Origin of the sequence: Kerstersia gyiorum, assembly GCF_004216755.1 — a bacterium.
Taxonomy (GTDB): Bacteria; Pseudomonadota; Gammaproteobacteria; order Burkholderiales; family Burkholderiaceae_B; genus Kerstersia; species Kerstersia gyiorum.
Genome location: NZ_SGWZ01000004.1, coordinates 373,739 through 385,641 on the forward strand (window position 1 = coordinate 373,739; position 11,903 = coordinate 385,641).

Annotated in this window: 9 protein-coding genes; 3 read left to right on the forward strand and 6 right to left on the reverse strand. The window is 61.5% G+C overall.

Annotated elements, in window-relative coordinates:
• Position 1 precedes the first annotated feature (1 nt).
• Positions 2 to 415, reverse strand: a complete 414-nt coding sequence (locus EV679_RS13600) for a winged helix-turn-helix transcriptional regulator (protein ID WP_130487505.1) — start codon at positions 413 to 415, stop codon at positions 2 to 4.
• A gap of 90 nt (positions 416 to 505) precedes the next feature.
• Here EV679_RS13600 and EV679_RS13605 point away from each other — a divergent pair, with 90 nt between their 5' ends.
• On the forward strand, positions 506 to 1,393 hold the full coding sequence (locus EV679_RS13605; RefSeq protein ID WP_207224934.1) for an NmrA/HSCARG family protein: 888 nt from the start codon (positions 506 to 508) through the stop codon (positions 1,391 to 1,393).
• A 152-nt stretch (positions 1,394 to 1,545) separates the two neighbouring features.
• Here EV679_RS13605 and EV679_RS13610 read toward each other — a convergent pair whose 3' ends face one another.
• From EV679_RS13610 to EV679_RS13620, 3 genes are all read right to left on the reverse strand, one after another.
• A complete protein-coding gene (locus EV679_RS13610) occupies positions 1,546 to 2,094 on the reverse strand; it encodes a VOC family protein (RefSeq protein WP_130487506.1) in 549 nt (182 codons plus the stop codon).
• Positions 2,095 to 2,280: 186 nt separating this feature from the next.
• Positions 2,281 to 3,468, reverse strand: coding sequence for a sugar transporter (locus EV679_RS13615; RefSeq protein ID WP_127774369.1), 1,188 nt, complete (start codon positions 3,466 to 3,468; stop codon positions 2,281 to 2,283).
• A gap of 96 nt (positions 3,469 to 3,564) precedes the next feature.
• Positions 3,565 to 4,482 carry a LysR substrate-binding domain-containing protein gene (locus EV679_RS13620; protein WP_068369617.1) on the reverse strand — a complete coding sequence of 306 codons (918 nt, stop codon included), beginning with the start codon at positions 4,480 to 4,482 and terminating at the stop codon, positions 3,565 to 3,567.
• Positions 4,483 to 4,803: 321 nt separating this feature from the next.
• On the opposite strand from EV679_RS13620, the gene ydiJ reads away from it, so the two are divergent.
• A complete protein-coding gene (ydiJ, locus tag EV679_RS13625; RefSeq protein ID WP_130487507.1) occupies positions 4,804 to 7,926 on the forward strand; it encodes a D-2-hydroxyglutarate dehydrogenase YdiJ in 3,123 nt (1,040 codons plus the stop codon).
• Between the two features lie 134 nt (positions 7,927 to 8,060).
• Complete coding sequence (locus EV679_RS13630) at positions 8,061 to 8,378, forward strand: ArsR/SmtB family transcription factor (protein WP_068370037.1); 318 nt, start codon at positions 8,061 to 8,063, stop codon at positions 8,376 to 8,378.
• A 43-nt stretch (positions 8,379 to 8,421) separates the two neighbouring features.
• Here EV679_RS13630 and EV679_RS13635 read toward each other — a convergent pair whose 3' ends face one another.
• Both EV679_RS13635 and EV679_RS13640 read right to left on the reverse strand, forming a co-directional pair.
• Entirely contained in the window at positions 8,422 to 9,783 is a 1,362-nt protein-coding gene (locus EV679_RS13635; protein ID WP_127774363.1) for a sigma-54-dependent transcriptional regulator, read from the reverse strand.
• Positions 9,780 to 11,639, reverse strand: coding sequence for a sensor histidine kinase (locus EV679_RS13640; RefSeq protein ID WP_130487508.1), 1,860 nt, complete (start codon positions 11,637 to 11,639; stop codon positions 9,780 to 9,782). Before EV679_RS13640 ends, EV679_RS13635 begins: the two co-directional genes overlap by 4 nt.
• Between the last annotated feature and the right edge of the window lie 264 nt (positions 11,640 to 11,903).

The following is an 11,903-nucleotide window of genomic DNA, read 5'->3' on the forward strand; positions in this document are numbered from 1 at the left end:
ATCAGCATTGGTTGGCATCGTAAGTTTGGCGTAATTGCTCGACACGAGGAAGGTTTTCTCTAACCCACGAGTTGATGCCTTCCAGCGCACGAAGCATGCTCTGGCCCAGCTCCGTGATTTCATACTCGACGCGTGGAGGCACTTCGGGAAAATAGTGGCGTTCTACCAAGCCATCTCGTTCAAGGTTCCTCAGGGTCAGCGTCAGCATGCGCTGGGTGATGCCTTCCACCTCACGCTTTATCTCGGAAAATCGCAGCCGATGATCACCCGCGATGGCAAGGCGCCAGATGACCTGTACGGTCCATTTGTCACCGAGTCGCGTGCAGATTCCATTGGAGGGAATAGGCTGGAAGGATGAATCACCTGCGTGTTTCCCGTTGATGCCGTCTGATCCTGCGTGATTCCTAAGTTTCATTTTTGTGCCCGAGGTTCAAAAAAGTGCCGTCTTCCGCAATTCAGGGATAGGGGAAAGAATACGACATTCCCCTTTTTTGTGAACGGCATCATGAACGACGTCCATCGCCCCATCCTGGTTCTCGGCGCCACCGGTCGGCAAGGCGGATCAGTGGCCAAGGCGCTGCTGAAGGCCCGCTGGCCAGTGCGCGCTTTTGTGCAAGACCCATCCGAGCCTGCGTCAATCGCGTTGCGCGAAGCAGGAGCCGAACTCGTGCAAGGGGCATTGCAAGAGACAGATGTCATCGCGTCGGCAATGAAAGATATACATGGCGTCTTCTGCGTGATGCCAGCCAATCTGTCGGCAGAAGATGAAGTCCGTTATGGAACGCGTGTCGCGGATCTTGCGGCAAAGTTTCGCGTCGATCATTTCATCTACTCTTCAGGCGCTAGCGCTGGAGACGAACTGACAGGTGTGCCGCGCTTCGACGCCAAGCCTCGTATCGAAGCGCATGTCCGTAAACTGCCGCTCGCGGCAACCATCGTCCGCCCCATGATTTTCATGGAGATGCTGGTGCGTCCAGGCTTTGGCCTTGATGAAGGGCGGCTGGTTTCCTTGATTCAACGCGATCATTCGATCCAGCTGACCGCCGTGCAAGACATAGGGAAAATCGTTGCAGCCATTTTCGCGGACAAGGCCCGGTTTGCAAGGATGACGCTGAAGATCGCCAGCGACCGCGTGACAGGCCGCGAGCTGGAAGCTGCCTTTTCCGAGGCCGCTGGCCGGCCTATTAGCTATACCCGATTCCCTGATGAGGTGCTGGCAGCCAATGCCGATCTGGCGCACATGGCATCCAGCCTGGAAGATGGTCCTCTTGCGGAGCGGGTAGACCTGGATCTGATGCGAGAAATCAACCCTGAACTCGTCTCGTTGCGTTCGTGGTTGATGAATGGTGGACGTGAAAAACTTGAACAGGCGCTACGCAGGAAACAACCGTAGGTAGGATACGCAACGGAAGAACGGGCGAGGTGCGCACATGGCGTTTCGTCACTTCGCCGTTTCCTGGCTGCCGCCGAAGCGCCGATTTCGCCTGTGTCGCCGGGCGGCCACAGCGAAGTGACTGCCTGGCGAAGTGTCAGGACGATGCGGCGTCAGCGGTTGCGGGCGTACAAGGCAGCTGTCGTCGCGTCCATGAATAGCAGGTGCCCGTATTCGACCAATTCCAGCTGGTTGCCGAAGGGGTCCAGGAAATACTGCACGCGCAGGCCCGCGCACGGGCCGTCACTGATGACTATCGGTCCTTCCATGAGAGGCAACCCGCGTTGTCGCAGGAATTCAATGGCCGCATCCAGGTCACGGACCTTGAAGGCGATATGGCCGAAACCCGGATCGCAGTTGCGCGGAAGGTGGGTGGCGCGGTCGTCGGGGCGAGTGAAGCTGAACAGCTCCAGCATCAGGTTGGGGCCGAGCGCCAGCATGGCGATCTGGAAGCGGGCATCGGCAACATTCTGATATGCCAGTGTCCAGTCCCGGCCGTCGGGCTGGCGGGGGAATTCACGCGCGTCGAAGGGACCGAGCCGGTAGAGTTCGATGCCACCGAAGGTGCTGCAATAAAAGGCAGAAGCGGCATCCATATCGGTCACGGTAAGGCTGACATGATCGACATGCTGCAAGCCTGGCAGGCTGTTCTGTGGGTTCATTCTCTATTTGTCTCCTGGTGGCTTCGTGGTGGCCGGATTTATTTCTGTTTGGATAAATATAGTCCTTAATTATTTTGCCGGCCAGTTGGTCATGCCGTTTTCCTCGGCGCAGATGAATTCTCGCGGCAATGAAAACGCCGGCCAGGGCCGGCGTGTTGATGCTGTATCCGGCCCCCTGTCAGGGGCTCAGGCGGGCTTGGCTTGCCAGTAGCGGCGCCAGACGAAAATCGTCATGGTCAGTGCAAAGGCAATGAACAGGCCGCCGACCGTGCCCAGGCTGTTTATGTCGTAGTGCAGCAATACCGTGCTGCCCATGAGTGCGCCACCGCCGATACCGATATTGAAAATGCCGGAGTAGATCGAAGTGGCGACATCGGCGGAATCCGGTGCGCTGGCAAGCACTTTGGATTGCAGGCCCAGGTAAACGATGGTCATGGATGCGCCCCACACCATGCAGAGTAGCGTGGTGGTGACGGCCGTGGCAGCGGCGAAGTTCAGGGCAAGCAGACAGAGCAGCAAGACGGCCAGGGGGCCGGCAAAGGCTTCGAAGGGGTGGCGCGGCGCATGGCGCGTGAAGATCAGCGTGCCGAGAATACCGGCACCGCCGATAACCAGCAGCATGGATACCACGAAGTTTTCGCTGAACCCGCCGACACGGGTCATGAACGGTGTGAAATAGGTATAGGCGGTGAAGTGGCCGGTCACGATGATAAGCGTGAGCAGGTACGCTTGCAGCAGCGCCGGGCGCTTGAGCACGGTGGGCAGGTTTTTCAGCGGGGCCGGGTTGGTGCTGGGCAGTGGCGGCAGTAGGCGACGCAGCGTGAGCATGACAAGCAGGCTGATGCCGGCGATGCACATGAAGGTGATACGCCAGCCGGTCTGGTGGCCCAGCAGCGTGCCCAGGGGCACGCCCAGCACCGTGGCCAGCGAGCTTCCTGTCACGATGAGACCCAGGCCTTTGGCCTGTTTGCCTTCAGGGGCAAGGCGCACCGCCAGTGGAATGGATATCGACCAGAAGATGGCGTGGCTACAGGCAATGCCGATGCGTGCCGCCATCAGCGAGGAAAAACTCCATGCAAAGCCTGCCAGGATATGGCTGGCGATGAAGATGGCAAACAGGACGAGCAGCAGGCGGCGCCGTTCCTGCGCGGCAGTCAGAAGTGTCAGCGGCAGCGACAGGATGGCGACCGTCCAGGCGTAGCCTGTCAGCAGCAGGCCTGTGTGGGCCACGTCCATGTCGAAGCTGCGTGCGATATCCGGCAGCAGGCCGATCGGGACGAATTCCGTGGTGTTGAAGATGAAAGCGGCCAAGGCCAGGCTGACGACCGGCAGCCAGTCACGCCAGCCGGGAGTTGGAGGAGAGGTGGTTTCCATATGTGCGCAAGGAGGAGGGGGCCTGGGAATTATAAAAGCGCCCAAGGGTTTTCACTGATATGGCCGCCATTATTCTATGAGTGCCTGGGTTGCGGTCTATGCCGGATTCCGGTTGTCGTGGGCGGCGAAATCCTGCAACAGCCAATTGCGGAATGTCTGCAGCGAAGGCAGGTGTTCATTTCGCGGTGGGTACACAAGAAAGTAGTTGCGTTTGCTTTGCACCGGCTCGAACAGTTGCACGAGCTGTCCGCTGGCCAGTTCCTCGGTGACCAGCACCTGTGGTACCAGCCCGATACCCAGGCCAGCCGTCACGGCCTGTATCAAGTGCCCGGTCAGCTCAAAGCTCGGGCCCATGCGCATGCGCCGGTGCTCCAGGCCGTGCTTGTCGAACCATTCGCTCCAGGCTTCTGGTCGAGTAGTAATGCTGAGCAAGGGATAGGCAACGATATCCTCAGGCCTGGCCTGGCCGGCAGAAGGAACGGTGTCAGGGCTGGCAATGACGACAAAGTGCTCGGCTTGCAGCGCATGGGCGCGCAGGTCGGGCCAGGGGGCTGCGCCGCTACCGGCGCAGATGGCGGCGTCCAGCTCGCTGGCATTGAAGTCGGGCGGCGCAATGCGTGAATGCAGGTGGATCATGATGCCGGGATGCTGGGCATGGAAATCCGCCAGGCGCGGCATCAGCCACTTGGAGCCGAAGGTAGGCAGGACGGCCAGGTGCAGTGAGCCTTGCCCGGATTCGTGCGCGAGCGCCTGCAGGGTGGCGCTGCGGATGCGGCCAAGGCCGGCGGCCAGCTCGCGCAGGTAGAGGGCGCCGACGGCCGTCAATTCGATTTGCCGGCCATGGCGCGTCAGCAGGTTGATGCCCAGGGTTTGCTCGAGCGCCTGCACTTGCCGGCTGACGGCGCTTTGTGTCAGCCCCAATTCTTCGGCGGCGCGGGTGAAGCTCAGGTGGCGGCCGGATGCCTCAAAGGCCGTCAACAGCGACATGGATGGTGTCAGTTTACGAGGATTCATTCATAAAACTCATGCAAATCGGGCATAAAATCCATTTTGCATTCTATCCGCGAAGCCGCACAATAGCGCGCATATCCCCTGTCTTGCCTGATGTTTTTCTCAGCGACCCAGGGGATGGCAAAGGATTGCGGCCGATGGCGGGGAATCCCTTCCGCTCAGTTGCGATTCATTCACATTTATCATTCATTATTGTCCGGATGCGCTGCCCAGGCACGCGCCCACGCCACGCCTGGCCCGGTAGTGCCGCTTGCGGCAGACTGCATCGTGGCGCCGGCGCCCGCCTGACGATGGCTGGGCCCGCGCATCCGGTAGGTCAAGCCCATGATTGCTACCCTCCCTGTAGAGCGCAAGCTCGCTCCCCATTGCCATGCTTTCCTCGATGCGCTGGCTCGCAGCGGCTTTGAAGGGGATATTGCTCGTGATGACGCCATGCTGACAGTGCTGTCCACGGATAACTCCGTGTATCAGCGCTTTCCCCAGGCCGCCGTCTTCCCGCGCCATGCAGAGGACGTGCAGCGGCTGGCGCGGCTGGCGGACCAGGCGGAGTTCCAGCAGGTGGTGCTGACGCCCCGTGGCGGCGGTACCGGCACCAACGGCCAGTCGCTGACGGACGGGATCGTGGTGGATATTTCGCGCCACATGAACCGGATCCTCGATATTGACGTGGCGAACCGGCGCGTGCGCGTGCAGGCCGGTGTAGTGAAAGACCAGTTGAACGCGGCGCTCAAGCCGCTGGGTTTTTTCTTTGCGCCGGAGCTGTCGACGTCGAACCGCGCCACGCTGGGCGGAATGATCAATACGGACGCCAGCGGGCAGGGCAGCTGCCGCTATGGCAAGACGCGCAACCACGTGCTGGAACTGGATTACGTCTTGCTGGGTGGGCAGCGGATTGCCAGCCATGTCGTCGATGATGACGAGCTGGCGAGGCGTTGCGGCTTGCCGGGCCGGGCTGGCCTGGTGCACCGGGTGGCCAAGGATATCTTCGATCGCCATCGCGAACGTATCGTGGCGGGCTTTCCGCCGCTGAACCGCTGCCTTACTGGCTATGACCTGGCTCACCTGCGCGAGACTGACGGCCGTTTCAACCTCAATAGCGTGCTGTGCGGCGCCGAAGGGTCGCTGGGGTTTGTGGTGGAGGCGACGCTCAATATATTGCCTATCCCCAAGCATTCGGTACTGGTCAATGTGCAGTACGCCGGCTTCATGGATGCCTTGCGGGATGCGCGTGCGCTGATGGCGACCGAGCCCTTGTCGATAGAAACCGTGGATTCCAAGGTTTTGGGCCTGGCGATGAAGGATATCGTCTGGCATGGCGTGGCTGAATTTTTCCCGGAACAGGAAAGCGGGCCGGCGCTGGGTATCAACCTGGTTGAGTTCAGCGATGACGACCCTGTAGCGCTGCAAACCATGGTGGATCGCTTCCTGGACGTGCTGCGTACCGATGACAGCGTGCAGCGCCTGGGTTATACGCTGGCCGAGGGGCGCGAGAATGTCACCAAGGTGTACGGCATGCGCAAACGTGCCGTCGGCCTGCTCGGCAACGCCCAGGGCGAAGCCCGGCCGCAACCGTTCGTGGAAGATGCGGCCGTGCCGCCGGAAAACCTGCCGGAATTCATTGCCGAATTCCGTGCGCTGCTCGATAGTCATGGCCTGCAATATGGCATGTTCGGCCACGTGGATGCAGGCGTGCTGCACGTGCGCCCGGCGCTGGACATGAAGGACCCAGCCCAGGCGGCCTTGCTGCGCCCGATTTCCGATGCAGTGGCGGCGCTGGCGCAGCGTTACGGCGGACTGCTCTGGGGTGAGCATGGCAAGGGGGTGCGCTCGGAATATGCGCCCAAGTTCTTCGGCGAGCTCTATCCTTTGCTGCAATCGTTGAAAACGGCGTTCGACCCGCGCAACCAGTTGAATCCGGGCAAGATCGCCACGCCCACGGCGGCAACCAAGCCCTTGCTGCGCATCGACGGCGTGCCCCTGCGCGGCGAGCGGGACCGGGAAATCGACGAGCGCGTATGGAGCAGCTACGGCGCGGCCATGCATTGCAATGGCAATGGCGCCTGCTACAACTATGACCCGGACGATGCCATGTGCCCGTCGTGGAAGGCGACGCGCGACCGGGTGCAATCGCCCAAGGGCCGTGCATCGCTCATGCGCGAATGGCTCTGGCGCCAGCAGAAGGAGGGCGTGGATGTGCTGCAAAGCGCCGAAGTGGCGCGCCGCCAGCCGCTCTGGCGCAGTTTGCCGGCCAAGGCGGGCAATGCCTGGCGCCGCTGGCGCGGCGAGCAGGATTTTTCGCATGAGGTCTACGATGCCATGGCGGGTTGCCTGGCGTGCAAGTCCTGTAGCGGGCAGTGCCCCATCAAGGTGGATGTTCCTGCATTCCGCGCGCGTTTTCTGGAGCTTTACCACAGCCGCTACTTCCGTCCGATGAAGGATTACCTGGTCGGTTCGCTGGAGTCCACCGTGCCGACCCTGGCGCGTTATCCCAAGGCCTACAACGCCGTCATGGGGGCAGGGCTGACCCGTAAGCTGCTGGCGCGCACCGCCGGCCTGTCGGATAGCCCCTTGCTAGATACCCGCGACTTTGGTGCCCTGAAACGGCAGTGGCGTGTGGCAATGGCCACGCCACAGGCATTGGCTGCGCTGAGCCCGGCGGAACGCGCGCGCAGCGTGGTACTGGTGCAGGACGCTTTTACGCGCTATTTCGATACCGGTGTGCTGGCAGACTGGCTGGCGCTGGTGTCCCTGCTGGGCTTCAGGATCTTTTTGGCGCCTTTCATGCCTAATGGCAAGCCCATGCAGGTGCAAGGCTTTCTGAAGGGTTTTGAAAAAGCGGCGCGTCGCAATGCGGCCCGACTCAAGGCGTTGGCAGATACTGGCGTGCCGCTGGTGGGGTTGGACCCGGCCATGACGCTGACCTATCGGCAGGAGTACTTGCGCTTGCTGGGGGATGCCGCGCCTGATGTCCGCCTGCCACAGGAATGGTTGCTGGATGTGGTGCCGGAACCCCAGGCTGGCGCGGTGGTGGATGCACAGCCGTATCTGCTCATGGCGCACTGCACGGAAAAAACCAATGCCCCCGCAAGTGTGGCGGTATGGCAAAAAGTATTCGAGCGATTTGGGCTTATTCTGAAAATGCAAGCAAGCGGATGTTGCGGAATGTCAGGAACTTATGGCCACGAAACGCGTAACCAGGAGACCTCGCGCGTTATTTTCTCGCAGTCCTGGGAACCTGTCTTAATTAGCAATGGCGCGACTTCAAGGGTGCTGGCCGATGGTTACTCCTGTCGCAGCCAGGTCAAGCGCTTCTCGCCCTACGAGACACGCCACCCGCTGCAGGCATTGCGCGATCATGTGCAGCAAAGGATGCACATAAGTTCAGGTGCAGCTATTATTGAGGCTCAGTTAAACACTACAGAATTGTCTGTCTCAATATCATCATGACGATCAGCCCACGTGAAGATCTCGTACAGCGTGAAGAAGCCGCTATTCCGGCCTCCCACTCCGCTGCAGAAGCCCAAGGCCGGAATGCGGACCCCAGTCCGCGCCCCGGCGCCGCCAAGGGCAAGGGCGGTAGCTTGGCAGCCAAAGCGCTGTGCCAGTTCCTGGATGCCGACGCCGAACAGGCCGCGGCGTTGTTGCGCGCCGCAGGCAACCCGCGCCGTTTGCTGGTGCTTTGCCTGTTGATAGAAAACGGGGAAATGTCGGTAGGCAGCCTGCTCGAACATCTGGATCTCAGCCAGTCAGCCCTGTCGCAGCACCTGGCGCGCATGCGCGAAGAAGGCCTGGTGACCTATCGCCGCGCTTCGCAAACCCTCTACTATCGTATCGACGATGAGCGCGTCCGCCAGTTGATTGCCGCGCTCAAGGATATCTACAGCCCGCAACAGGCTTGATCCCTTACGCCGCCGGGCGCCGGGCGTGGCCTCATCAGCGGGTCTAGTCCGGTGTATCGCCAGCGGTGCCGTTGTCCGCAAAGCTGCTGCGCTGTATGCCATGGCGCTGCAGCTTGTCGTAGAAAGTCTTGCGCGGTATTCCCAGCGCGGCAATCGTGTCCTTGACACTGCCGCGACAGGCAAGCAGCGTTTGCCTGATCACCTGTGCTTCATAGCGTTCCATGCGTTCCGGCAGCGTCAGTCCTGCCGGCAGTGCAGGCATGGTCTCGTGCCGCGTCAGCCCCAGCACATGACGCTCGGCGTAATGAGCCAGTTCCCGGACATTGCCTGGCCAGTCATGCATTTCCAGCTGGGCCAGGGTTTGCGCATCAGGCGGCGGAGCAGGGCGTGAAAACTTCCTGCCCGCCAGTGCACAGAAATGGGCAAATAGCAGCGGGATGTCCTCCCTGCGCTCGCGCAGCGGCGGCAGGCGCAGGGTAATGACATTCAAGCGGTAATACAGGTCCGCGCGAAAGTTCGCGCGCTGCGCAGGGTCGCCCAGGTCGACCTTGCTGGCTGCCACGACGCGCAGGTCCACGGCGCGTTCCTCGTTGCTGCCCAGCGGTTGCACTTTGCGGTTTTCCAGCACGCGCAGCAGGCGGGTCTGAGCCGCCAACGGCATGCTTTCGATTTCGTCCAGGAACAGCGTGCCCCGGCTGGCATGCTCGATCAAACCGGTGCGGCGTTTCTGCGCGCCGGTAAAGGCGCCGGCTTCGTGGCCGAACAGCTCGCTTTCGATGATGTTTTCAGGTAGTGCGCCACAATTGACTGCTACCAGATGATGTGGTGCGCGCTTGCTCCAGCGGTGTAGCAAGGTTGCCACGACTTCCTTGCCGCTGCCGGTTTCACCCTCGATCAGGACGTCGGCGTCGGCGTCGGCGATATGGCGTAGCGTGTTGCGCAGCCTGGCCATCACTGCGGAATCGCCCAGTAAGGGAGGGCCGCCCGCATCGGTTTGCAACGCTTGTTGCAAGGCGCGGTTTTCCATACAGAGGCGGCGTTGCGTGGCGGCGTGGCGCGCAGCCGTAAGCAACTGATCCGGCGCATAAGGCTTGGTGAGGAAATCGTAGGCGCCTTCCTGCATGGCCTGCACGGCCATGGCAATGGTGCCGTGGCCCGTAATGAGGATGACCGGCAATTCCGGGTCGCGGGTGCGTAGCAGGCGGAACAGGTCGATGCCGTTCATGCCGGGCATGCGGATGTCGCTGATGACAGCGCCGGGGTAGTCGGGTGGCAGCTGCTCCAGGGCTTCCTGGGCATTGTTGAATGCCGTGACCTCGAAACCGGCCAGTTCCAGGCTTTGGACCGTTGCCGCGAGCAGGTCGGGGTCGTCGTCGATGAAGGCGATGTGCAGGGGCGGAGTCATGACTGGCTGAGCGGCAGAGTGATAACGAAATGGGCGCCTGCGCCGGGCTGGGAACGTTCTTCCAGCTTGCCGCCGAAGGCGTGGATGAGGTCGTGCGAGATCAACAGGCCCAGTCCGAGCCCTTCGCTGCGTCCCGAGGCAAAGGGCATGAACAGGCGGGCGCGCATTTCCGCAGAAATGCCTGGGCCGTTGTCCTGCAAATGAATTTCCGCCACACCATCGCTGGCACAGGCATGCATGACGATGCGGCCGCCGGGCTGCTCGCCGAGCGCATCCAGGGAGTTGCGTATCAGGTTGGTGAATACCTGTTCGAGCCGGACTTGCGCGGCTCGTACGCTGAGATTCGGCGGCACGCCATGGATATCCAGTTCTACACCCTGGCGTCTGGCGCGATGGGCCAGGAGCAACAAGGCATTGTCCAGCGCCTCGCGGACGCTGATGTCCGCGCTTTCCTCTTCAGTCTTGCGTGAATAGTGGCACAGCTGCGAGGTGATCAGCCCGATGCGGTCGGTGAGCTTGTCTATGGCGTCCAGGGTACGCGAGATGCCATCCGGGTCGCGGCGTTCCACGTAGGTGCGGCTGTTGGCCGCATACATGCGCAGGGCTGCCACAGGCTGATTGATTTCATGCGCCACGCCAGCGGCAATCTGGCCGAGAAAAGACAGTTTGTCTGCCTGCTCCAGCTGCTCGCGCAGTTCACGCGCCCGTGCCCGGGAAGCCTGCAGCGCCTTCATTTCATTTTCCAGCTGGCGGTTGGCATGACGCAGCGCTTCCGTGCGTTCCTCAACCAGGCGTTCGAGTTCGCGGCGCTGGTTGCTCTGCTGCGCGGCATGCTCCCGGGCCCGTTGGTTGCGTTGCAGCCACAGCGCAGCCAGCGCCAGCAGGGCAACGACTGCCAGTATCGCGGTTAGCCTCGCTGTCGTGGTGTGGCGGGCCAACTGGCTGCGGGTAGGGGCCAGTGCATGCAAGGTCCAGCGGCTGTCTTCGATGCCTGCCTGGTCTTCCAGATAGGTTTCGGCATTATCCAGCAGCAAAGCGGCGCCGCCCTGGTTCTGGCGGCGCAGCGGCAGCGCCTGCAAGGGGGCATCGCCGAAAGGCTGGGCCGACATGAGAGCCTGGCGGCGTGGCGCCGGCAGGGAGCCGTCCGTCATGAACAGCCATTCTGGCCGGCTGCTCAGGATGACCACGCCATCGGCATCCGTGACGAACAGGGTATCCTGGTAGCGTTGCCATTCCTCTTCCAGTTGCAGGAATTCCAGCTTGGCAATGATGACGCCGGCCGTGGCCGCCTGCGGCATTTCCAGGCGTCTTGAAAAATAAAGGCCGGGACGATGGCTGGACGTTCCCAGGGCAAAATATTCGGCCTGCCCGGTTTTCAATGCCTGGGTGACATATGGCCGGAACAGGAAATTCTGGCCGACAAAGTTTTCAGGCCGGTTCCAGTTGCTTGCAGCCAGGGTCTCGCCTTGTTCATTGACCAGGTACAACACGCTGGCGCCGGTTTCCTGCGCCAGGCGCTCGAGTTTGTGGTTGAGCGCCTGGACGGCATCGGCACCGGACTGGCCGGACAGCACGTGACGGAATTCCGGATCCTGTGCCAGCACGAACGGCAGCGCACGGTATTTCTTGCGGATGTTGCTGATGACATCGGCCTGGCTGTGCGCCAGGCTGTCCAACCGTTCCTGCAATGCAGCCAGCGTCTGTGTCCGGCTGGCGTTGCCGGCCAGCCAGAAGGCCAGGACCAGCGCCACGCATGCCGCCACGCCCAGCACCAGCCATTCACGCCGCAAACGCCGGGCGAGCCCGGGCATGTCCAGGGAAGAGGGCGGGTACAGGCTCGCAGGTGGTTGAGACATGGTTGTGTGAAAAATCGCACTTTCTGAAATTTATTGTGTGGATTTTCGCACATATCTTCATGCTCCGGGTGTCGTGGGCGGCTTGCCGCTCGCGCAGTCGTTTTAGCAAGACCCACTTCTGGCGCGCTTTTTCAGGTGCTGTTCGGATTTCCCTGCTGTTGGCACGGGAATTGCTTAAGTGCGCGTAAGCAAGTGCCAGGCCCTGGTCTTGCATGTACGCCATCAGGCGGAACACGGCGCAGCGGAAAAACCGTTCGCTGCGGA